This is a genomic window from Paraburkholderia xenovorans (assembly GCF_046030735.1).
In the GTDB taxonomy this organism is placed as follows: Bacteria; Pseudomonadota; Gammaproteobacteria; order Burkholderiales; family Burkholderiaceae; genus Paraburkholderia; species Paraburkholderia xenovorans_A.
In genome coordinates this window covers 1-22,377 of the sequence record NZ_JAQQBV010000011.1, presented here as the reverse complement: position 1 = coordinate 22,377, position 22,377 = coordinate 1, and the positions used below count along the sequence as shown (strand labels likewise).

At 63.4% G+C, this 22,377-nt stretch carries 19 protein-coding genes; 8 read left to right on the top strand and 11 right to left on the bottom strand.

The genetic code is table 11. The annotated features are described in order from the left end of the window. From PQQ51_RS12695 to PQQ51_RS12685, 3 genes are all read right to left on the bottom strand, one after another. Entirely contained in the window at positions 1-366 is a 366-nt protein-coding gene (locus PQQ51_RS12695) for a hypothetical protein (protein ID WP_408497138.1), read from the bottom strand. A 67-nt stretch (positions 367-433) separates the two neighbouring features. Continuing rightward, the gene (locus PQQ51_RS12690; RefSeq protein ID WP_408497137.1) at positions 434-1,072 is read right to left on the bottom strand and encodes a LysE family translocator; all 639 of its coding nucleotides are present in this window, start codon (positions 1,070-1,072) and stop codon (positions 434-436) included. A 176-nt stretch (positions 1,073-1,248) separates the two neighbouring features. Then, positions 1,249-2,124 carry a LysR family transcriptional regulator gene (locus PQQ51_RS12685; protein ID WP_408497136.1) on the bottom strand — a complete coding sequence of 292 codons (876 nt, stop codon included), beginning with the start codon at positions 2,122-2,124 and terminating at the stop codon, positions 1,249-1,251. Positions 2,125-2,277: 153 nt separating this feature from the next. On the opposite strand from PQQ51_RS12685, the gene PQQ51_RS12680 reads away from it, so the two are divergent. From PQQ51_RS12680 to PQQ51_RS12655, 6 genes are all read left to right on the top strand, one after another. Continuing rightward, positions 2,278-2,712, top strand: coding sequence for a VOC family protein (locus PQQ51_RS12680; RefSeq protein WP_408497135.1), 435 nt, complete (start codon positions 2,278-2,280; stop codon positions 2,710-2,712). Between the two features lie 289 nt (positions 2,713-3,001). Next, entirely contained in the window at positions 3,002-6,250 is a 3,249-nt protein-coding gene (locus PQQ51_RS12675) for an efflux RND transporter permease subunit (protein WP_408497134.1), read from the top strand. 72 nt (positions 6,251-6,322) lie between these two features. Next, positions 6,323-7,546 (top strand): efflux RND transporter periplasmic adaptor subunit, encoded by a 1,224-nt coding sequence (locus tag PQQ51_RS12670; RefSeq protein WP_408497133.1) that lies wholly within the window; start codon positions 6,323-6,325, stop codon positions 7,544-7,546. Further along, the gene (locus PQQ51_RS12665) at positions 7,543-9,096 is read left to right on the top strand and encodes an efflux transporter outer membrane subunit (protein WP_408497132.1); all 1,554 of its coding nucleotides are present in this window, start codon (positions 7,543-7,545) and stop codon (positions 9,094-9,096) included. The genes PQQ51_RS12670 and PQQ51_RS12665 overlap by 4 nt, the downstream gene beginning before the upstream one ends. Before the next feature lie 88 nt (positions 9,097-9,184). Continuing rightward, a complete protein-coding gene (locus PQQ51_RS12660) occupies positions 9,185-9,871 on the top strand; it encodes a heavy metal response regulator transcription factor (protein ID WP_408497131.1) in 687 nt (228 codons plus the stop codon). Beyond that, positions 9,868-11,322: a heavy metal sensor histidine kinase gene (locus tag PQQ51_RS12655; protein ID WP_408497130.1), complete on the top strand. Its 1,455-nt coding sequence runs from the start codon at positions 9,868-9,870 to the stop codon at positions 11,320-11,322. Before PQQ51_RS12660 ends, PQQ51_RS12655 begins: the two co-directional genes overlap by 4 nt. Here the strand turns inward: PQQ51_RS12655 and dinB are convergent. The 4 genes from dinB to PQQ51_RS12635 form a co-directional block, all read right to left on the bottom strand. After that, positions 11,289-12,455, bottom strand: a complete 1,167-nt coding sequence (gene dinB, locus PQQ51_RS12650) for a DNA polymerase IV (RefSeq protein WP_408497129.1) — start codon at positions 12,453-12,455, stop codon at positions 11,289-11,291. The two genes, PQQ51_RS12655 and dinB, sit on opposite strands and share 34 nt — an antisense overlap. A 142-nt stretch (positions 12,456-12,597) precedes the next feature. Continuing rightward, a complete protein-coding gene (locus PQQ51_RS12645) occupies positions 12,598-13,176 on the bottom strand; it encodes a YceI family protein (protein ID WP_408497128.1) in 579 nt (192 codons plus the stop codon). Positions 13,177-13,225: 49 nt separating this feature from the next. Then, a complete protein-coding gene (locus tag PQQ51_RS12640) occupies positions 13,226-13,789 on the bottom strand; it encodes a YceI family protein (RefSeq protein ID WP_408497127.1) in 564 nt (187 codons plus the stop codon). A 92-nt stretch (positions 13,790-13,881) separates the two neighbouring features. Continuing rightward, positions 13,882-14,445: a cytochrome b gene (locus PQQ51_RS12635; RefSeq protein ID WP_408497126.1), complete on the bottom strand. Its 564-nt coding sequence runs from the start codon at positions 14,443-14,445 to the stop codon at positions 13,882-13,884. A gap of 250 nt (positions 14,446-14,695) precedes the next feature. Here PQQ51_RS12635 and PQQ51_RS12630 point away from each other — a divergent pair, with 250 nt between their 5' ends. After that, complete coding sequence (locus PQQ51_RS12630) at positions 14,696-15,946, top strand: arsenic transporter (RefSeq protein WP_408497125.1); 1,251 nt, start codon at positions 14,696-14,698, stop codon at positions 15,944-15,946. A gap of 35 nt (positions 15,947-15,981) precedes the next feature. Here PQQ51_RS12630 and PQQ51_RS12625 read toward each other — a convergent pair whose 3' ends face one another. The 4 genes from PQQ51_RS12625 to PQQ51_RS12610 all read right to left on the bottom strand — a co-directional run bounded on the left by PQQ51_RS12625 (position 15,982) and on the right by PQQ51_RS12610 (position 20,143). Beyond that, on the bottom strand, positions 15,982-16,290 hold the full coding sequence (locus tag PQQ51_RS12625) for a hypothetical protein (RefSeq protein ID WP_408497124.1): 309 nt from the start codon (positions 16,288-16,290) through the stop codon (positions 15,982-15,984). A 385-nt stretch (positions 16,291-16,675) separates the two neighbouring features. After that, on the bottom strand, positions 16,676-16,942 hold the full coding sequence (locus PQQ51_RS12620) for a hypothetical protein (RefSeq protein ID WP_408497123.1): 267 nt from the start codon (positions 16,940-16,942) through the stop codon (positions 16,676-16,678). Between the two features lie 200 nt (positions 16,943-17,142). Next, positions 17,143-17,562 (bottom strand): aromatic-ring hydroxylase C-terminal domain-containing protein, encoded by a 420-nt coding sequence (locus PQQ51_RS12615; protein ID WP_408497122.1) that lies wholly within the window; start codon positions 17,560-17,562, stop codon positions 17,143-17,145. 25 nt (positions 17,563-17,587) lie between these two features. Then, positions 17,588-20,143: a response regulator gene (locus PQQ51_RS12610; RefSeq protein ID WP_408497121.1), complete on the bottom strand. Its 2,556-nt coding sequence runs from the start codon at positions 20,141-20,143 to the stop codon at positions 17,588-17,590. Between the two features lie 496 nt (positions 20,144-20,639). Here PQQ51_RS12610 and PQQ51_RS12605 point away from each other — a divergent pair, with 496 nt between their 5' ends. After that, a complete protein-coding gene (locus PQQ51_RS12605) occupies positions 20,640-21,857 on the top strand; it encodes a DUF2252 domain-containing protein (RefSeq protein ID WP_408497120.1) in 1,218 nt (405 codons plus the stop codon). The last annotated feature ends 520 nt before the right edge of the window (positions 21,858-22,377 follow it).

Genomic DNA, 22,377 nt, shown 5'->3' with positions numbered 1-22,377 from the left:
TCAGTTTTGCGATTCGTCGTCGGACCACGCGAAGAAATGGCCGACGAAAAAGCACACACCCGCCAGCGCGATGCCGAGCACGGCCACCGTCCACGCGAGCTTCGTGCCGTGCCAGAGGCTGTCGAACCATTGATGAAACTGCGCGATCAGCACCGCCGCGTTGCCGCCGATCTGCTGCAATTCGATCTGATAGCGCGGGTCGACGATGCTGTACTGGGACACGGCGGCGTCAGGCGCCGGCGCCATTGCATAGATGACGCCGGCCGCGATCAGTCCGGCGAGCGCGAAGAACGCGCCCGTCAGATAGAGACGTTTTTGCAGTAGCGAGAGCTGTGCTGCCGGATTCGGGTTGCTGCCGCGAGTCATTGTTTGCCGGTCCGCTCGGGTTGTCAGGACGACAGTATCGCAGAGCGGGGTGGCTGCCGACGCGCGTTCAGGTTTTCGACGTCAGCAGTTTGATCCCCGCGATGCCGAACATGATCGCGAGCGAACCGTCCAGCCAGCGCCGGATCGCGAGATAAATGCGGCGCGCGGAGCCGGTCGAGAACAGCACCGCATAGCTGGTGAACACGCAGACGCCGATGCCCATGCAGCCGAGCACCACCTGCGTCATGTGCGACGCGCCGCCGGCGGGCGACATGGACAACGAAACGATCGACAGCCACACCAGAATCGCCTTCGGGTTGGTGAGATGCAGCAGCAGCCCGCGCACGTACAAACGCCCGAGCGGTTCGCGTTGGCCGCCGTTCTGCGCAAGCGGTTTATCCGCGCCGAATGCGGAGCGCGCGGATTTGAAACCGAGCCACAACAGATAGAGTCCGCCGGCGATCTTGATCGCCACCAGGCATTCCGAGTAGGTGGCCAGCACCGCGGACAAACCCAGCGAAGCCAGCAACGCCCAGAAGAACGAGCCCGACACCACGCCGAGCGCGAAAGTCAGCGCGGATTTTCTGCCGGCGCTCATCGCGAGCGACATGATCGCGAGATTGCTGGGCCCGGGGCTTGCCGAGCCGACAAAGTAGGCGCTGTAGGCGATCAGGACATCGGCGGTAAGCAAGGGGCTGGCGATCATGGCAGATAACCTTCGAAGGCTGGGCGGGTACGCGACGCTGTCGGGTACGAACACGAATGAAGAATGAAGAAGCGCGCATCAATGCGCGAGCAACGATTCTGCGCGCGAGCGGGTGAACTTCACAGATACAGTTGCTTGCCGGCGCAGCGGCACAATTCGCTTGCACACACCGTGCATCAGGCTTGCGCGGCCTCGCCGATGCAGTCCGCGAGCGCCTCCGCGAGCGCCTGACGGCTGTGCCGCGGTCGCTGCACGAGGCCGATCTCGCGATGAAACGTCGCATCGCCGAGTTCGAGGGCGATGACATTGGCCGGCCATTTGCCGAGCCCCGCGGTGTTCGGAATCAACGCGACGCCGACCCCGCGCGCGACCAGTTGCGCGATGGCCTGCAACTCGTCGAGCTCGATCACGTCCTGCACATTCAACCGGGCGCGCCGCAAGAAGCGGTCGACGAGCCGTCCGCCGAACGACGCGCGATCGTAGCGGATGAACGGCTCGCTCTTCAGCAACTCGCGCCATGAGCGGCCGCCGCGTGCCAGCACCTTGGGCACGAGCAGCACGAACGGCTCGATGACGAGCGTGCGCCACTCGAGTTCGGACGGCAGCGCAAACGGCGGCTTGATGATGACGGCAAGGTCCAGCTCGCCCGCATCCACCTGACCGAGCAAACCCAGCGACACACCCGGCACGACGCGAATTCGCCAGCCCGGACGGTCGCCGCGAAAGCGCGCCAGCGCGTCCGCGAGAAACGACACCTGGGCGGACGCAATCGCGCCGACCCGCAGCATCCCGCTTTCGGCCGCGCCCGCGCCGCGCTCCGAAAGCCGCGCGTAGAGCGTCATCATTTCTTCGGCCAGCGCGAGCGTTTCGCGGCCCGCGTCGTTGAGCGTGGCGGAGCGGCCGGTGCGGTCGAACAGAGGGAAGCCGAGCTCCTCTTCGAGCCGTTGCATCTGCGCGCTGACGGCCGATTGGGTCAACCCGATGCGCGCGCCCGCGGCGGAAAACGTTCCGTACTGGCTGACGGCAATGAAGGTTCTGAGTTCGCCGAGCATGGTCGATTGATCGATTCTGGTGTTGGTGAGATCAAAAATATATCGTTTTTCACCATTTTTAGTCATGGTTAAAATTGGCCTCGAGCGTGAGCCTATGCATGAGGGTGCTTTCGCATCCCTCGATAATTTCCCCTTTTAGCGAGTTCTCCGACCATGAGCGCTGCCGAAACCGTTGTGCCGCCGTTCCATCTGGCGTTCCCTGTCCATAGCCTTGCCGCCGCGCGCGAGTTTTACGGCGAGTTACTGGGCTGTCCAGAAGGACGCAGTTCGCCGGAATGGGTCGACTTCAATTTTTACGGCCATCAGATCGTCGCGCATCTCGCGCCTGAGGAAGCGGGGCATCGGCAAACCAGCAAGGTCGACGGCGATGCGGTGCCGGTGCGCCACTTCGGCGCGGTGCTGCCGATGGAGCAATGGCAGGCCGCAGCGGACAAGCTGAAAAACGCGGGCATCGATTTCATCATCGAGCCGCACGTGCGCTTCAAGGGCGAAGTGGGCGAACAGGCGACGATGTTCTTTCTCGACCCGTCGGGTAACGCGCTGGAATTCAAGGCGTTCGCGAACATGGCGTCGCTGTTCGCCAAGTAAGGACCAAGTAAAGAAGAAGTGATGAACTGACCGTGAGGCGCCAGGAATCCGGCGCCTCATATTCTTATTAGAATTACTTCGAAGTCTTCAATCAGCCTCCGCCAGACACCTGTTTTTCAGGTCCGCGGCTTGCTCAGCCGCGCAGCGCCTCAAGCGTTTCATTCTTACATTAGCCTTCCTGACAATTTCGCCATTCTTGCGCCATGCAGGTGTTGGTGCTATCGATCTAGCATAGGCACCAGTTCACCGATTCACCCATCCTTTACCTGCATTCTTTCGGGCGCGTTTCATGTGGATCGTCAACGTAGCGTTGAAGCGGCCATACACGTTCATCGTGATGGCGATTCTGATCTTGCTGGCAACGCCATTTGTGCTGTTGACCACGCCGGTCGACGTGCTGCCGGAAATCAACATTCCGGTGGTCAGTATCATCTGGACGTATACGGGCCTGTCTGCCGAAGACATGGCCAACCGTATCACGTCGGTCAACGAACGCAGTTTGACCACGACGGTCAACGACATCGAGCACATCGAGTCGCAGTCGCTGGCGGGTATCACGATTCTGAAGGTGTTCCTGCAACCGAACGCGAACATCCAGACCGCGATCGCGCAGACGGTGGCCGTCGAACAGGCGCAACTCAAGCAGATGCCGCCGGGCGCCACGCCGCCGCTCGTGATCAGCTATTCGGCCTCGAGCATTCCGGTGATCCAGCTGGGGCTGTCGAGTCCGAAGCTGTCCGAGCAGGCGCTGAACGACACCGCGCTGAACTTCCTGCGGCCGCAGCTGGTGACGATTCCGGGCGCCGCCGTGCCGTATCCCTACGGCGGCAAGTCGCGGCTGATCTCGGTCGACCTCGACACGCGCGCGTTGCTCGCCAAAGGCCTGACGCCGTCGGACGTGGTCAACGCGTTCAATGCGCAAAACCTGATTCTGCCGACCGGCACGGCCAAGATCGGGCCGAAGGAATACACGATCAACATGAACGGCTCGCCTGCCACGGTGGACGGGCTCAACGATATTCCGGTGCGCACGCTCAACGGCGCGACCACGTATCTGCGTGAAGTGGCCCACGTACGCGACGGCTTTTCTCCGCAGACGAATATCGTGCGTCAGGACGGACACCGCGGCGTGCTGATGTCGGTGCTGAAAAACGGCAGCGCGTCGACGTTGTCGATCGTCAATACGTTGCAAGGCCTGTTGCCGGGCGCGCGTGCGGCGCTGCCGCCCGATCTGAACATCACTGCGCTGTTCGATCAGTCCGTGTTCGTGAAGGCGGCGGTGCAGGGCGTGGTGCGCGAGGCGCTGGTCGCCGCGGCGCTGACCGCCGCGATGATTCTGCTGTTCCTCGGCAACTGGCGCAGCACCTGCATCATTGCGATCTCGATTCCGCTGTCGATTCTGTCTTCGCTGATCGCGCTGCATGCGCTCGGGCAGACCATCAACATCATGACGCTCGGCGGGCTTGCGCTCGCGGTCGGGATTCTGGTCGACGATGCGACGGTGACGATCGAGAATATCGAACGGCATCTACATTTAGGCACGAATCTGCACGACGCGATTCTCGACGGGGCGGGCGAAATCGCGGTACCCGCGCTCGTGTCGACACTCTGCATCTGTATCGTGTTCGTGCCGATGTTCTTCCTGACGGGGGTTGCGCGCTATCTGTTCGTGCCGCTCGCGGAAGCGGTGGTGTTCGCGATGCTCGCGTCGTACGTGCTGTCGCGCACGCTCGTGCCGACGCTCGCGATGCTGCTGATGGGGCATGCGCACAAGCCCAAGGCGAACGCCAAACCGAATCTGTTCAGACGCCTCTATCTGCGTTTCGACAGCGGTTTCGAGCGCATGCGCGGCGCGTACATCATGATTCTGAGCAGCCTGCTGGTGCGTCGCGGGATGTTCGGCAGCCTGTTCCTCGGCTTCTGCATCGTGTCGATGGGCCTCGCTTTCGTGCTGGGCGAAGACTTTTTCCCGAGCGTCGACGCGGGCGACATCCGCTTGCATATGCGTGCGCCGACCGGCACGCGTATCGAGGAAACCGCGCGTCTCGCCGACGAAGTCGAAAAGGTGATTCGCGAAGTCGTGCCCGCCGACGAACTGGGCACGATTCTCGACAACCTCGGCTTGCCGTATAGCGGTATCAATCTGTCGTACAGCAACGCGGGCACGATCGGCACGCTCGACGGCGAGATTCAGGTCGCGTTGAAAGAAGATCACAAGCCGAGCCAGCTTTACATGGACCGTTTGCGCGCGATCCTGCCGCAGCGCTTTCCGGGCGTCGAGTTTTTCTTTCAGCCGGCCGATATCGTCACGCAGATTCTCAACTTCGGTCTGCCCGCGGCGGTCGACGTGCAGATTTCCGGTGCCGACCAGCAAGGCAATTTCGACGTAGCGCGCAAGCTGATGAAGCAGGTGCGGATGATTCCGGGCACGGTCGATACGCACATCCAGCAGAAACTCGATGAGCCGGCGATCAATCTTCAGATGGATCGCACGCGTTTGCAGCAACTGAATCTGAGCGCCAGCAACGTGGCGCAGAACGTGCTCATTTCCTTGTCGGGCAGCTCGCAGACCGCGCCCGGCTTCTGGTTCAACAACAAGAACGGCGTCGAGTACAACGTCGCGGTGCAAACGCCGCAGTATCAGATTTCTTCGGTTGACGAATTGTTGCGCACGCCGGTCTCGGCCACCGTCAATGGACCGACGCAACTGCTCGGCAACCTGGTGCGCGTATCGCCGCAGAATCAGTTCGCCGAAGTCACGCACTACAACATCCGGCCGGTGATCGATCTGTATGTGAGTGTCGAGAAGCGTGATCTGGGCGGCGTCGCGAACCAGGTGGACAAACTGGTCGACAACGTGCGCGCTTCGCTGCCGCGCGGCAGCCAGATCACGGTGCGCGGCCAGGTGCAGACCATGCGCAGTTCGTTCTTCGGTCTCGGGCTCGGTGTGGCGATGGCGATCGTGCTGGTGTATCTGCTGATCGTGGTGAATTTCCAGTCGTGGATCGATCCGCTGATCATCGTCAGCGCATTGCCCGCGGCGCTGGCCGGCATCGTGTGGATGCTGTTCCTGACCGGCACGCATCTGAGCGTGCCGGCTCTGACGGGCGCGATCATGACGATGGGCGTGGCCACGGCCAACAGTATTCTGATGGTGTCGTTTGCGCGCCAGCGGCTCTCCGCCGGTGCGCCGCCGCTGACCGCCGCGCTCGAAGCCGGCGCGAGCCGGATCCGGCCGGTGCTGATGACCGCGTTCGCGATGATCATCGGGATGATTCCGATGGCGCTCGGTCTCGGCGAAGGCGCCGAGCAGAATGCGCCGCTCGGGCGCGCGGTGATCGGCGGATTGCTGTTCGCGACCGTGTCCACGCTGTTCTTCGTGCCGATCGTATTCGCGGGGATTCATAGCCGCCTCGCGCGACATCATGACAAGGATCACGATAGTGGCGAAAGCGGTGGCAACGATGGTGGCGGCTCGCCTGGCGATGGCAGCAATCACGGCCCAAGCGGCCCCGAGCCGGCCGGCAAGCCCGCATAAATTGAATGACGGCAGCGACCCAATTAAGTGACACGTCCGGGGCAACCCGGCCGACTGAGATGGCTGACTGAGATGACCGAAAAAACTCATGCATCGCTAGCGATTCCTGCGCGCGAAACCGAAGGCGGACACGCGCTGCCGCCACGCAACCGCGAATGGAAGCGCGCGAAGATCGCGATCTGGATCGTGCTGGCTCTGCTCGCACTGGGCGCGCTGCGCACAGTGATCGCAGATGTCGTGCAAAGCCGCTCGGTCGCCGAGACTACCAAGCAGAACGCCACGCAGTACGTGAACGTGGTGAACCCGACGCAAACCGAAGGCGGCGGCAACACGCTGTTGCCGGGCACCTTGCGCGGCAACGTCGAATCGCCGATCTACGCGCGCTCCACCGGCTATCTGCTGCACTGGTACGTCGATATCGGTGCGCGCGTGAAGCAGGGGCAATTGCTCGCCGAGCTGGACACGCCGGAAGTCGATCAGGAACTTGCGCAGGCGCTCGCGCAACGTCAGCAAACCAGTTCGAGCCTCGCGCTCGCGAAGAGCTCGCTGGATCGCTGGCAGCAGTTGCGTCAACGCGATGCGGTCTCGCAACAGGAACTCGACGAACGGCAAAGCACCTACACGCAGGGCGTCGCGAACCTCGCTGCCGCCGATGCGAACGTGCAGCGTCTGCGGCAGCTCGAATCGTTCAAGCGCATCGTCGCGCCGTTCGCCGGCGTGATCACGCAGCGCAATGTGGATGTCGGCGATCTGATCGACGCGGGCAGCGGCACGAGCCGCGCGCTGTTTGCTCTCGCGCAGTCGGACCCGCTGCGCGTTTATGTGCAATTGCCGCAGGCGTATGCGCAGAACGTGTCGATCGGCCAGCAAGTGGTGGTGACGCAGGCGGAGTTGCCGGGGCAGCCATTCCACGGCACGATCACGCACATTTCCGGCGCGATCGACGTGCCGACCCGTTCGCTGCAGATCGAAGTGACGCTGCCCAATCCGGACAGCAAGCTGCGCCCCGGCGCGTACGTGCAGGTCGCCGTGCCCGCGGTCGCTCATGCGCAATTGATGGTGCCCGGCAATGCGCTGCTGTTCCGCGCCGAAGGTCCGCGGCTCGCGGTGGTCGATGCGAAGGGCGACGTGCAGTTGCGCAAGATCGTGATCGCGCAGGATCTCGGGCAGTCGCTCGAAATCGAAAGCGGGATCGAGGCGAGCGACAAGATCATCATCAACCCGAGCGACTCGATCGCGGACGGCGATCACGTGCAGATCACGCAGCCGCAGAAAAACGGCAAGGGGGCGTCGTGAAGCACGCCGCTACATGCCGGGCGGTGGCGGCGCTGGCGGGCGTCGCGTGGCTGGGCGCATGCACGGTCGGGCCGAATTACCAGCGGCCGGAAGCGGCCGTGCCGCCGGACTGGCAAACGGATTCGTACTGGCGGGTCGCCGCGCCGTCGCATGCGCCGTTGGCGCCGGACTGGTGGAGCGCGTTCGGCGACTCGACGCTCGCCACGCTGGAGACCCAGGCGCTCGCGCAGAACCAGACGCTGGCCGCCGCGAGCGCTCATTACGAACAGGCGAAGGCGACGCTCGCGAATACCCGTGCGCAGCAGATTCCCGAAGTCGATCTTGCCGCATCCGGTTCGCGCTTCCGGATCTCGAAGGATCGGCCGGTCACGAACTACAACACGCCGACTACGTCGACGGTGCAGAACAATCTGCAGCTCGGCCCGACGATCAACTACGACACCGATCTATTCGGCCGGATACGGCGCGAGGTCGAGGGCGCGGTCGCGTCCGCGCAGCAATCGGCGGACGATCTCGCCAACGCGCGGCTCGTCCTCACCACCGATCTCGCCAGCGACTATTTCTCGTTGCGCGAGCTCGACGCCGAAATCGACGTGCTGAATCAGTCGGTGAAGCTGCAACAGAAGGCGCTCGATTACGTCACGTCCGAACACGATCTCGGCTCGGTGTCCGGGCTCGACGTATTGCAGCAGAAGTCGCTGCTCGATTCGACCCGCGTGCAGGCGCAACTGCTGCTGAATCAGCGCGCGCAATTCGAACATGCGATCGCCGCGCTGGTCGGCGTGCCCGCGCCGCAATTCGCGATCGCGCCGAAAGTGGTGGACGCGCAACCGCCGGCGATTCCGCTCGGCCTGCCGAGCGACGTATTGCAGCGGCGTCCGGATATCGCATCGGCGGAACGCGCGATGGCCGCGGCGAACGCGCAGATCGGCGTCGCCAAGGCGGCGTTTTTCCCGAGCCTGACGCTCACGCCGGGGATCGGCTGGGAGAGCACGCAGTTCGCCAGCTTGCTGAGCGCGCCGACGCTGATGTGGACGCTCGGCGCGGCGGTCGGTCAGGTGCTGTTCGACGGCGGCCGGCGTGCGGCCAACGTGAAGTACGCGAGCGAAGGCTATAAGGCGACCGAGGCGAACTACCGGCAAACCGTGCTGAGCGCATTCCAGCAGGTGCAGGACGGCATCACCGGGCTGTCGGTGCTCGACGGCGCGGCGAAGCAGTCGCACGAGGCGGTGACCGATGCGCAGCATCTGCTGTCGCTCGCCAACGACCGCTATTCGGGCGGCCTCGTCGCGTATCTGGATGTGATCACCGCGCAGCAGTCGCTGCTGACCAGCGAACGTCAGGACGTGCAGATTCACGGCCAGCAACTGACGCTATCGGTTGCGCTCGTGAAGGCGCTCGGCGGCGGCTGGGAGGCGGGCACGGATGCCGGCAAGGACGTGCCTGTCGCCGCGCGAGGTGGCGCGAAGGCCACGAATGCTACGGCAACCACGCAAGCTGCGAATCCGGACCCGCATGAAGAACAGGAGGCGATGGCGCCCGCGAAATGACGCGCGCGCTGCCACACGACAATCGCATGGCCGCACAGGAAAGCACAAAACGAGGCGTTTCGTATAATGCAGGCTCAAGGGGACGCGCATGAAATTGCTGATCGTTGAAGACGAGCACAAGGTGGTGGACTACCTGCGCTCCGGTTTGACCGAGCAGGGCTGGGTGGTCGACGTCGCGCTCGATGGCGAGGAAGGCACGCATCTGGCCACCGAATTCGATTACGACGTGATCGTGCTCGACGTGATGCTGCCCAAACGCGACGGTTTCAGCGTGCTCAAGGCGCTGCGCATGCGCAAATCCACGCCGGTCATCATGCTCACCGCGCGCGATCACGTGAACGACCGCGTGCGCGGTCTGCGCGAAGGCGCCGACGACTACCTCACCAAACCGTTTTCCTTTCTCGAACTCGTCGAACGTCTGCATGCGCTTGCGCGCCGCACGCGCTCGCAGGAGTCCACGCTGATTTCGGTCGGCGATCTGTTCGTCGATCTGATCGGCCGGCGTGCGACTCGCGACGGCACGCGGCTCGATCTGACCGCGAAAGAATTCCAGTTGCTGAGCGTGCTGGCGCGCCGCCAGGGCGACATCCTGTCGAAAACGGCGATTACCGAACTCGTGTGGGACGTCAATTTCGACAGCCACACGAACGTGGTCGAGACCGCGATCAAGCGCTTGCGCGCGAAGCTCGACGGCCCGTTTTCATCGAAGCTGCTGCACACCGTGCGCGGGATGGGCTACGTGCTCGAAGTGCGTGAGGAGGCCGAGCCATCATGAGCCGCTCGATCGCCCGCCGCCTTGCGTTGATGTTCGCCGTCGTGGCGCTGTTCGTGTTCACGCTGGTCGGCACCGGGCTGTTTCTGGTGTTGCGCACGCAGCTCGAACACCATCTGCGCGAGTCGCTCGAAGATCGTGTGCAGATCGCGCACATCATCGTCTATCACGCGCTCACGCCGGAAAAGTGGCGCATGGCCCGTGAAAAGCTCACCGACATGACGCCGCGTGACGGCAGCACCGTGTATTCGGTGTCGAGCGTCGATCCGTATTTTCATTACGGCACGCCGGTCGAAGGGACCGTGGTGAAGAGTTGGCGCGGCGGTTACACGCGCGTTTCGCCGGCCGGCGGCGGCCAGGACATGCTCACCGCCACGGTGACGATGCCCGCATACGGCGCGCGTCCGCCCATTCAATTGCAGGTCGCATCGAGCTATATGCCGAACGTCCGCACGATGCGCGTGTTCGGTTCGGCACTCGCCGCGCTGACGACGCTCGGCACGCTGGCGGTGCTGCTGCTCAGTTATTCGGTCGCGCGCATCGGCCTCGCGCCGTTGGCGCGGCTCACGCGCGACGCCTCCGAAGTCAGTCCGAACAACCGCTCGCAGCGCCTGAACACCGCCGCGTTGCCGCACGAACTGAACGATCTGGCCAATTCGTTCAACGGCGCGCTCGAACGGCTGGACGGCGCGTACGGCCGTCTGGAGTCGTTTAACGCGGACGTCGCGCATGAATTGCGCACGCCGGTGACGATCCTGATCGGCCAGACCGAAGTCGCGCTCACGCGTAACCGCTCGGTCGAGGATTTGCGCCATACGTTGCAGTCGAATCTGGAAGAGTTCGAGCGCATGCGCACGATCATCAACGACATGCTGTTCCTCGCGCGTGCCGATCAGGGCGAACGCGCGACTGGGCTGGTGGAAGTGTCGCTGGCCGCGGAAGTCGCGCATACGCTGGAGTTTCTCGAGATTCCGCTCGAAGATGCGCGGGTGAGCGCACGCCTGCACGGCGACGAAATGGCGCGCGTGAACCGCTCGCTGTTCGGCCGCGCGTGCACGAACCTGCTGATGAACGCGATCCAGCATTGCGCGCCGGGCGCCGCGATCAGCGTGATCATTACGCGCGAAGCCGATCAGGTGCGTGTGGCGGTCGCCAATCCGGGCGAGCCGATCGAGCCGGCCGTGCTCGAACATCTGTTCGACCGCTTCTATCGCGCCGAAGTCTCGCGCACGAACAGCCGCGAAAACCACGGGCTCGGGCTCGCGATCGTGAAGGCGATCGCGGAGATGCATCGCGGCACCGTGTCGGTGGAAAGCGCGAACGGCATCAACACGTTTGCGTTTTCGATTGCGGTCACGCGCGCCGATAGCACACTGCCGGACGCGCGCCCGAGCGTGGCCGCGCCCGTGCAAACTGCAGGCTATTCCTCGCTGGCAAAAGGCAAGTCGGCCTGAACCGGCAAGCGGCGCGTGACCGGCTGCGCGTTGGCCGGCGTCAATGCGCTCACGCGTACGCCGAGCAGCCGCAGCTTGCGCTTCAATTCCACCCGCTTCAGACACTCGGTGGCCGCGCGCCGGATCTCGACGGCGTCGGCCGTCGGTTCGTCGAGCGTCAGGTCGCGTGTGACGGTGCGAAAATCGTCGTAGCGCAGTTTGATGCCGACCGTGCGGCCCACATAGCCTTTGCGCACCAGATCTTCGGCGACTCGCACGCACAACGCGGTAAACGAGCTGGACAGCGCCGGCCGGTCGTTACGCGGATGCAGATCGCGCTCGAAGGTCGTTTCGCGGCTCATCGACTTGGGTTCCGATTCGACCACGACCGGCCGCTCGTCGTAGCCTTGCGCGACTTCCATCAGCCACGCCGAGTAGCTGCGCCCGAAATGATCCTGCAGAAGCCCGGCGTCGGCCGCCGCCAGATCGCCGACGGTCGCGAGTCCGAGCGCGGTCAGTTTGTCCGCCGCCTTCGGGCCGATGCCGTTGACCTTGCGCACCGGCAGCGGCCAGACGCGCAGCGGGATATCGGCCGGCGTGAGGATCGTGAGGCCGTTGGGTTTGTCGAGTTCGGAGCCGATCTTCGCGAGCAGTTTGTTCGGCGCAACGCAGATCGAGCAGGTGAGGCCGGTTGCGTCGTTGACGGCCTGCTTGATGCGTGCCGCGGTTTCGCGCGGATCGCCCGGCACGTGCGTCAGATCGAGATAGATTTCGTCGATGCCGCGGTCTTCGATCCGGTCGGTGAACTTCGCGACCTCGGCTTTGAACAGGCGCGAGTAGTGGCGATAGGATTCGAAATCGGTGGGCAACAGGATCGCTTCGGGCGCGAGTGCGGCCGCTTTCATCATGCCCATCGCGGAGAACACGCCGAGCGCGCGGGCCTCGTACGTGGACGTGGTGACGACGCCGCGGCCCGCGTAATCGCGCAGGCGGGCGTATTGGCGCGTGCCGTCCGCGAGGATCTGCGGCGCGGCATTGCGCCCGCCGCCGATCACCACTGCCTTGCCGCGCAGATCCGGATAGCGCAACAGTTCGACGGACGCGTAGAACGCGTCCATGTCCAGATGCGCGATGTGACGGCTTGCAGAACTCATGGCGGGCGGAGAACAGGTGACGGCATGGGCAGCCGGTCATGATGCCGATGCCCAAACCGTAATCTTACCTTGCTCCGCCGGCGGTTTTATCAGGCAAGCCCGTGGCGGCTTGCCTGTGTTGACCGCCTGGTGCTGTTACCGCTTACTGCTTGATGCCTTCGGCCTGGATGTGCAGCGTGGTCAGCATCTTGAAGCCGTACGCCTTGCCGTAATCGACGCCGAAGTCGTCACGATTGAAGGTGGCGGTTGCTTCCGTGCCGCACACTTCGCGCTTGAGCATCGGGTGCATTACGCACTTGAACGATTCGAGCTTCAGGTTGACCGGCTTGGTCACGCCGTGCAGCGTCAGCGTGCCGATCACTTCCACCGGCGTGTCGCCGTTGAAACGGATTTGCGTGCCCTTGTAGGTCGCGGTCGGATACTTCGCGGTGTCGAAGAACTTGTCGCCCACCAGTTCAGCGTCGAGCTTGTCGTTGCCGATGTCCACCGAGCTCAGGTCGATCGTCACGTCGACCGTGCCGGTCTTCGCCGCGCGGTCCAGCGTCACCGTGCCGCTGCTCTTCTTGAACTTGCCGCGCCAGATCGACAGGCCGCCGAAGTGGTCGGTCTCGAAGCTCGGCGACGTGTGGGTCGGGTCGAGCTGATACGTGTCGGCTGCCATGGCGTTGAACGACATGGCGGCGGCGAGTGCGCCGGCGGCGAGCAGAAGTTGCTTTTTCAATTGATTCTCCAGATGTCAGAAAAGGAATACTGCGTTTTGATATTTCGCTTTATTTCTTCGAGGCGACGATGTGAAACTTGATGACGACTTCGTCGGCGACCACCGACGTGTCTTTCCATTCACCCGTGCCGACGTCGAACTGCGAGCGCTTGATCGGCAGTGAGCCGTCGAAGGTCTGGGTCGCGCCCTGGCTGGCGATGGTGACCGGCACCACGACCGTTTGCGATTTGCCCTTGATGGTGAGCTTGCCGGTGATCTTGTACTGGTTGCCGCCGGCCGGCGCGATCGCGCTCGACACAAAGGTGGCGGCCGGGAAGGTCGCGCTGTCGAACCATTCCTTGCCTTGGGCCTGCTTGTTGTAGTCGTCGGCACCGAGGTCGTAGCTGCCGGTGTCGATCGACACGTTGGCGCTGCCTGCGGTCGGCTTGGCCGGATCGAAATTCAGTTGGGCGGAAAACTTCTTGAACTTGCCGTCGACGGGCACGTTCATCTGTTTCGTCGTGGCGATCACGCTGCTTTTGCTCGTGTCGACATCGGCATGCGCGACGCTCGCGCCGAACAGGGAGAGGGCGGCGGCGCCGGCGAGTAGCGAATGGTAAAGAGTGTTTTTCATGGTGGTACGCATCCTATCGAACCGGCGGGCACTGATTGCACGCCGTTGGGAATTAGATTGCCAACAGAGCGTGGCCAATCGCCATTACTTCATTACTTGAGAAATGGAATCATCCGGGCGAGCAATCCGTCGCGGTCGACGAATTGATGTTTCAGCGCCGCCGCCACATGCATGACGACGAGCGCGAGCAGCGTGTAGTTGAGCAGCACGTGGACCGTGCGCAGCGTGGCCTTGAGCGCCTGATCCGGGCCGATGAAGGTCGGCAGCGGCACGATGCCGAGGTACACCACCTGAATGCCCGAAGCGGAGCTATAGAAGTAACCCGACAGCGGAATGGCGAGCATCAGTAAATACAGCAGGCCGTGCACGAGGTGGGCCGCAGCCTTCTGCCACAACGGCGTCGCGCTATCGAGCGGCGGTGCGCGGTGGGTGGTGCGCCACAGTACGCGAATCACGGCGAGCGCGAACACGGTGACGCCGATCCATTTGTGCCAGGAAAAGTACCTCAGCTTGGTGGGCGTGAAGCCGGGGATGTCCGTCATGATCCAGCCGATGTAAAACCCGCAGATGATCAGCGCGGCGATCAGCCAGTGCAGCGCGATCGCGGGTGTGCTGTAGCGGTCGGTGGCGACCGGTTGGTGCGTGACTGTATTCATGCTGTGCCAGATAGTGGGGAACGCTGATCTTAGATGCGGATAGTAGGTACGCCAATGAAAACTGACTAGTTAGGGGGGAGGGAACAGATTGTTGTAGCGGTGTCGCTAATCGCAGGCGGTTGAGTGCAGGCACACGACTTGCACCAAGGACACGTCGGCGACCCTGTCGCCACAGGTTATCCTGTCACCCAAACCGGCGATTTATTCCAGCCGGCCGCAATCGACATTCAAAACTCCAAAATAGAACTCCGTGAATTCCGTCTTTCTCTCCTGGGGTATCGCCGCCGTCGCCACGGCGGGCGTCATCACGCGACCGTTCAAATGGCCCGAAGCCATCTGGGCCGTTGCCGGCGCGCTGCTGCTGGTCTCGCTCGGCCTGTTGCCGGTCGATCTGGCGATGCAGGCGGTAGGCAAGGGCACCGACGTCTACCTGTTTCTATTCGGCATGATGCTGCTCTCCGAAGTCGGTCGCCGTGAAGGACTCTTCGATTGGGTTGCCGTGTTCGCGGTCAATCACGCGAAGGGTTCGCCGCGCAAACTGTTTCTGCTCGTCTACCTGGTCGGCGTGGTCATCACGGCATTTCTTTCCAACGACGCCGCTGCGGTCGTCCTGACGCCGGCGGTTTTTGCAGCGGCCAAAAAAGCCAGGACCGACCCGTTGCCTTTGCTGTTCGTCTGCGCGTTCATCGCGAATGCGGCCAGCTTCGTGCTGCCGATCTCGAATCCGGCCAATCTGGTGCTGTACGGCAACCACACGCCCGCGCTCGGCGCGTGGCTGATGCGCTTCACGCTGCCTTCGCTGTTGTCGATCGTGGCGACCTACGTGCTGTTGCGCTGGACCCAACGTGAAGCCCTCGCTGGCACCTGTGAGACGGATCTCGAGCCGCTGCCGTTGTCGTCGAGCGGACGGGTCGCGCTCGCGGGGATCGCGGTCACGGCGATCGTACTGCTGACGGTGTCCGCGTTCGATATCCAGCTCGGCTTGCCCACCGCGATACTCGGCGCGCTGACGGCGCTCGTCGTGCTGATCCAGGAGCGCAAGTCGCCGCTACCGATGATCCGCGAAATTTCATGGAGCGTGCTGCCGCTCGTGGCCGCGCTGTTCGTGCTCGTGGAGATGCTCGATCACACCGGGGTCATCGCGGCGCTGACCGCGCTCGTGCAACGCGCAACGCAACACAGCGAAGTCGCGGCGGCGGCTTCGTCCGGCGCGGTCATCGCGCTTGCCAGCAATCTGATGAACAACTTGCCGGCCGGTTTGATCGCGAGCTCCACGGTGATGCAGGCGCACAGCCCCGAACGCGTGATCGACGCGCTGCTGATCGGTGTCGACCTCGGGCCGAATCTGTCGATCACCGGCTCGCTCGCCACGATTCTGTGGCTCAACGCAATTCGCCGCGAAGGCGAAGACGTGAGCTTCATGAAGTTTCTGAAGGTGGGTGTGGTGGTGATGCTGCCGGCGCTCGTGCTGGCGCTCGGCGCGCGAATCATGATCGGCTGAGAAAGCCGGTTTGCGCACGAACCGCTGGTTCGCGCTCAGGGCTCGACAGCGAGTTTTTGCGCCGCTTGTTCCATCGAATGCAACGCCGCGGCGAGCCTTTCCAGACGCGCGCGTTGCGTCGGCATCAAGGACGCTCTGGGCAGCATCTTGAGGCGATTGCGCCAATACGACAGTGGAATGCGGTCGTTGGCGGAAATCTGTCCGAATACCCGTTCGAGATGGGCAATTTCCTTGTCGATATCCTGATGGCTCATTGGATGTATTTTCTCCAGGTCCGAGCGCCGGTTTTCTGGGTCATTTCTTGGCTCCCTTCGCAGGTTCTGATTGCAGAGATTTTCTGTCATCGGTCCCGCGTGTCTGACAAATAGACGCGTGCCGATACTGCAACGGATCACAGCAAGGTCCGTTCCGCATCGGTCTGGCGAATCGGGGGTGGCGAGCTTGAAACGCGGGCCTTTCTTCCGATTTAACGGCGAGCAAGGCGCGACGATGTTCTCCGCGTCACGGTCTCGATGTATTCATACGTAACGGCGGCCTGGCCGGGGCGCGAATCGGTTTGCCGCCGAGGGAAGTTTGGTACGGACACGTTGCAACAACGGGAATTCGCCAGGCATTCCAGGCGAGTCAGTCCGTCGTGTCGTAAGGCGGCGATTCGCCGGGTGGAGTGTGGGTGGCGCGTCGTGCCGCGCGCGACCTGATCGACGCGGCAATGTCAGCAAAACGTGCGGCTCAGCTTTTGTCCAGCCATGCGTCGAGGCCGACGCGAAACGCGACGCCCGCGATCACCGGCACGGTCAGCATCAGGATGATGCCGAAATTGGCAATCGGGTCGCCGTAGACGATCGGTTGGTACAGCACGACTACCGCAACGATGGCGAAGACGATGAAACCGACGGCGACCATCAGCAGATTGCGCGCGGTAACCGGCATCGTCTTGCGTTTTGCCTTGCCCGGCGTGGCGCTCGCGGCAGGGACTTCATCGTGTTGGGCAGGCATGATGGTTCTCGTGACTGAAAGGAGCACGGCGCAACGGTGAATCGGCCGCGAACGGGGTGTGTGACGGGCATCATACCCGGCTCGCTGGAGCCGCAACATGATGCTACGCCGTTCGGCCGCCGCCGCACTCGACAATCGCGTGAAAGACCGTGCGCAGTCGGCCAGCACGCACGAAAAGCCGGGCGCCTGCTTCGCTGCGATTACGTCGGGACGAACCAGCGGCGCAGCGCATCCGCCAGACCGTCGATGTCGTTCTCTTCACCGGCCCAGGCCACGCAGGCGTCGGGACGGATCAGCATCGAAGGTCCGCTGTCGACGGCGACGCAACGTATCTTCTTCGGCGCGTTGGCTGCAACGAGCGTCGAAGCGCTGCCCCCGCTTGAAGCGTCGAGCAGAACGCCCATGCCGTCCTGCATGAGATCGTAAAGCGACACGTCCGTATCGCCGTGGCTGATCGGCCTGTCGCCGATCAGTCGTCCGACGTCGTCGTGCGCGCAGCCGAAATCGTAACGGGTGGAAAGGCCGCTCGTCATCTCGCCGATGTGCCGGTTGACGTCGTTGAATTGCATGAGGGTCGCCACGAGATCGCGTACCGCGCCGGATTGCGGATCGGGCCGCAAGATCGCGGTTTGCGTGGCAAGCGGCCTACGACGCCGCTTCGGCGTGATCGATCCACTGCCCGAGTTCGCGCCGCAATTGCGCGATGTCGAGCGGCTTGCCGAGCATACGCGCGCCGGGGATCGCGGCGCCGATCTGCGCGCTCTCGCCATAGCCCGATACCAGCAACACGCGGATATCCGGCTGCTGGCGCAGCGCCGCGCGCGCCAGTTCGGCGCCCGACATGCCGGGCAGCGTGAGATCCGTGAACAGGATGTCGTAGCGTTGCGTGGACACCAGCGGCAGCGCGTCTTCGGCGCTCGCGACGGCGGTACAGTCGAGGCCCAGTGCCGCGAGCAGGTCGCTGAACGCCTCGCGCGAGTCCGTGTCGTCCTCGACCAGCAGCACGCGGCCGGGTGTGCCGGGTAGTGTCGCCGATGCCTGCCCGGAGTGCTGTTGGGAAACCTGCTGCGAACGGCGCGCCGCGCCCGCCTCAATCGCGCTGCGCACCTTGCGCGCGAGGTCGTCGCGCCGATACGGTTTCGACAGCAGCGTAACGCCGGCGTCGAGCTTGCCGTGATGAAAGATTTCGTCGCGCGTATAGCCGGACGTGAAGAGCGTCGGAGTCGCCGGCGATCGCGCGGCGGCACGCTGCGCCAGTTCGACGCTTTTCACCTGACCGGGCATGACCACGTCGGTAAAGAGCAGATCGATCGGCACGTCGCTGTCGATGAAATCGAGCGCCGCGTCGCCACTCGACGCGGTCAGCACCTTATAGCCGAGTTGCGCGAGCATTTCGACGGCGGTCAGGCGCACGTCGGCGTCGTCCTCGACGATCAGAATCGTTTCACCGCCGCCGCCAACCGGCGCCGCGGTTTCGTCGGCTGTTTCCACGGTTTCCGGCTCGCGGCAGCGCGGGAAAAACAGCGAGACCGTGGTGCCGCGTCCCACGTCGCTTTCGATCAACGTGTGGCCGCCGCTTTGCCTGACGAAGCCGAACACCATGCTTAGGCCGAGGCCCGTGCCATGACCGTCGGGCTTGGTCGTGAAGAACGGTTCGAACGCGCGTTGCAGGATTTCGGGCGACATGCCGGTGCCCGTATCCGTCACCGAAAACACCACGTATTCGCCGGGAGAAAGCTCCGGTATGCCGCGGCAAAACCCGGCATCCAGCAGCCGGTTCGCCGCGCGGACCGTGAGCGTGCCGTCGCTTTGCATCGCGTCGCGCGCATTGATCGCAAGATTGAGCAGCGCGTTTTCCAGTTGATTGCGATCGACCTGCACATGCCAGAGATCGTCGCTCAATACCGTTTCGACCTTGACGGTTTCGCCGAGCGCGCGATGCAGCATTTCACCCATGCCGGCGAGCAGACGCCGCGGATTCAGCACGGTGGGCGAGAGCGGCTGGCGCCGCGCGAACGCGAGCAGATGCGCCGCGAGTTTCGCGCCGCGCTTGACCGCTTCGGTTGCTGCGGACAGACGCCGCAGCGTAGCGGGATGGCCGTTGGCGTCGGCGACCAGCATTTGCAGGTTGCCGTTGATCACTTGCAGCACGTTGTTGAAATCATGCGCGACGCCGCCCGTGAGACTGCCGATCGCCTCCATTTTCTGCGCCTGGCGCAATTGCTCTTCGGCGAGCGCGCGTGCGGCGATCGAGTCGGCGACCCGTTGCTCGAGCGTTTCAGTCAACTGACGCAGCGACTGTTCTGCGATCTTGCGTTCGTGAATGTCGATCAGCACGCCGGGAAAACGTGTCGGTTCGCCCTGCTCGTTAAACTCGCATTGGCCGTTCGCCTGCACCCACAGATACTCGCCGTCGGGGCGTCGAATCCGGTACTCGGCGCGAAACCGTTCGCCCGTGCGGATTGCTTCGGCGGTCAGACGGTCGTTGAATGCCTGGTCGTCCGGATGAATGACTTGCGTGGCCGACTTGCGCCCGACGCCTTTGGCGGCTTCTTCGAGCGGAAACGAGAAAGTGCGCGCGAAACGTTCGTCGCCGGTCACGGTGCCGGTGCGCACGTCGAGCACCCACGTGCCGAGTACCGCGCCTGTGTTCAGCGCGAGTTGCAGTCGTTCGTTGGTCTCGTGCAGTTCGGCTTCGGCGCGTTGCCGCCAGCGATCGGTGAGCACCCGCCCGGTCGTTTCGACGACGATCGAAAGGACTCCCGCAGGCGCGCCGCTGTCGTCCGCGACCGGGCTGTAGGAGAGGTCCATCCACACGTCTTCGGGTTGGCCGTCGCGCAGCAGCACCAGTTCCTTATCGCGATACGAGAGCGTGCCGCCGGCGAGACAGGTCGTCATCACGTGGCGATTGAAATCGGCGACTTCCGGCCAGCCGCCTTCGACCGGACGGCCGAGCAGATACGGATGCCGGCCGCCCGCGAAGACCGCGTAGGCGTCGTTGTAGATCATGTAGCCCGGCTTGCCCCAGAGCAGCACGAGCGGCACGGGCGACGCGAGCATCAACTGGACGGTCGAGATCAGGCTGCGCGGCCAGTGTTCGATCGGGCCGAGTTCGGTCGCGCTCCAGTCGAATTCGCCGATGCGCTGCGCCATCTCTGCGTTCCAGCCGGAACAGCCATGGTCTTGTGCCGGGAATGGCATTACTGCGCTCCACAGAGATCACGTCGATGAGTGTGTCCCCACTCTGCCGGCGCGCGTGGCGAGCCAGGATGATCAGCAGGAGGCGGGATGAGACTTCTAGCGTGTTCCGCGAGCCGGCTCGAAGCTTGCCGGCAGCAGAGTCAATTGTAGGTCACAACCCGTGTCCGGCGACGCGCAGGCCGCACGCAAAAGGCTTTTGGCCGATGCGCGCGAGTGCCTGCTCGCAAGTTTTACCTGCGTGATGCAGGTTGCTGAAAGGAGTGGCGGGGAAATGACGCAGGCGTTACCGATCGTGATGGGATGCGTTGCGTTTTAGTTGCGAAGTCTTCTTTATGTTTTCACGCGCATTTTCGCTGCGAAACCGAATGTCTTTCTGCGGTGCACGAATGCGGGCGCAATTCCTGCTGTCGATACGTGTTCGCCTGCGCCGAGGGGGCGCGAGGTGATGGTTAGATGCCATGCCGGATTCGAACATCAATCAACGCGGACCACGACGATGACGAAGAAAAACCTCACACAAAAGCTGCCGAAACCGGATACGCGCCAGGCGCTGTTGATCTCGCGCCGCAATGCGCGGATGGCGCGTTCCGCGCATGCCTACGTTCGCGGCAACACCAGCAAGTTCTACGAATGGCTCGACGGGATGGAGGGCCACGCGTTGCCCGAGGGACCGGCGATCTGGATCTGCGGCGATTGCCACACCGGCAATCTCGGGCCGGTGGCGGACGCACAGGGGCGCGTGGAAATCCAGATCCGCGATCTCGATCAGACGGTGATCGGCAACCCTGCGCACGATCTGATCCGGCTGGGTTTGTCGCTGGCGACGGCGGCGCGCGGGTCCGATTTGCCGGGCGTGACGACGGTGCGGATGATGGAAGCGCTGGCGGACGGTTACGAACGTGCCTTCGACGAAGCTGCCGGCGACGCAGACATTCACGCGGAGAAACCAGAAGCGGTGCGGGTGGTGATGAAGGAGGCGGTGCGTCGTTCGTGGCGGCATCTGGCGGAGGAGCGCATTGAGGATCTGGAGCCGTCGATTCCGCTGGGTCCGCGTTTCTGGCCACTTGCGAAGAGCGAGCGGCGCGAGATCGAGAGCCTGTTCGAGAAGAGTTCGCTGGCGCGGCTTGCGACGGTATGGCGAGGCGGCGACGAAGCGGACGTGGAGGTGCTCGATGCCGCGTATTGGGTGAAGGGTTGCAGTTCGCTGGGGCGGTTGCGTTATGCGGTGCTGCTGGATATCGACGGTGCGGCGGTCGAGGGCGACGATCTGTGCCTGATCGACATCAAGGAAGCTGCGCAGGCTGCGGCGCCGCGTTATGCCGGTGTGCGGATGCCGCGGGATAACGCGGAGCGGGTGGTGGAGGGCGCGCGGCATTTGTCGCCGTTGCTGGGGGAGCGGATGCGCTCGGCGCGGTTAGCGGATCGCGCGGTGGTGATACGGGAGTTGCTGCCGCAGGACATGAAGCTGACGATCGAGCAGTTCACGCGGGATGAAGCGATGCGGGCGGCGCGGTTTCTGGCTCTTGTCGTGGGGAAGGCGCATGCGCGGCAGATGGATGCCGGGGAGCGCAAGGCGTGGCTGGCTGAATTAAGGAAGAATCGGTCGAAGACGCTCGATGCGCCTGGGTGGTTGTGGACTAGTATCGTGCAGTTGGTTTGTAGCCATTCGGCGGGGTATCTGGAGCATTGTCGGCGGTATGCAGTTGAGGGGTAGTTTTTTGGTTTTGCCTACGGCGGTTTGTGGTTTTTTTCATTTCTTTTTGGTTTGCCTGGGTTGCCCCTGTGCGGGGCGGCACTTACTTTCTTTGCCGCGGCAAAGAAAGATAAGCAAAGAAAGCCGCTCACACCGCCAATGCTATGCGTTATCAGCGGCAGGCCACCCACGGTGGCCCCGGAGCATCCGGCGTGTCGCGCATTCCGCGTGAGTGACAAGGCCATGTCACATCCCGTCTCGCACTGCGTGCTCGCCGGACCGGTCCGCGCAAACCGAAGGTTTGCATGGGGCATCGCGCCGAGCGAAGCGATGGCCCGCGCTAACGCGCGGCAAAGAAAGTGGTTTGGTGAAGTACCGCTCCGGCGCGCGCAGCGCCGCCGGAACTGATGAGCGCCTTGTCACTCACGCCGAATGTGCGACACGCCGGATGCTCCGGGGCCACTGGCAGTGACGTGCTCCGGGTAACTTCTAGCACTGGCGGTGTGAGCCGCTTTCTTTGCTTATCTTTCTTTGCGGCGGC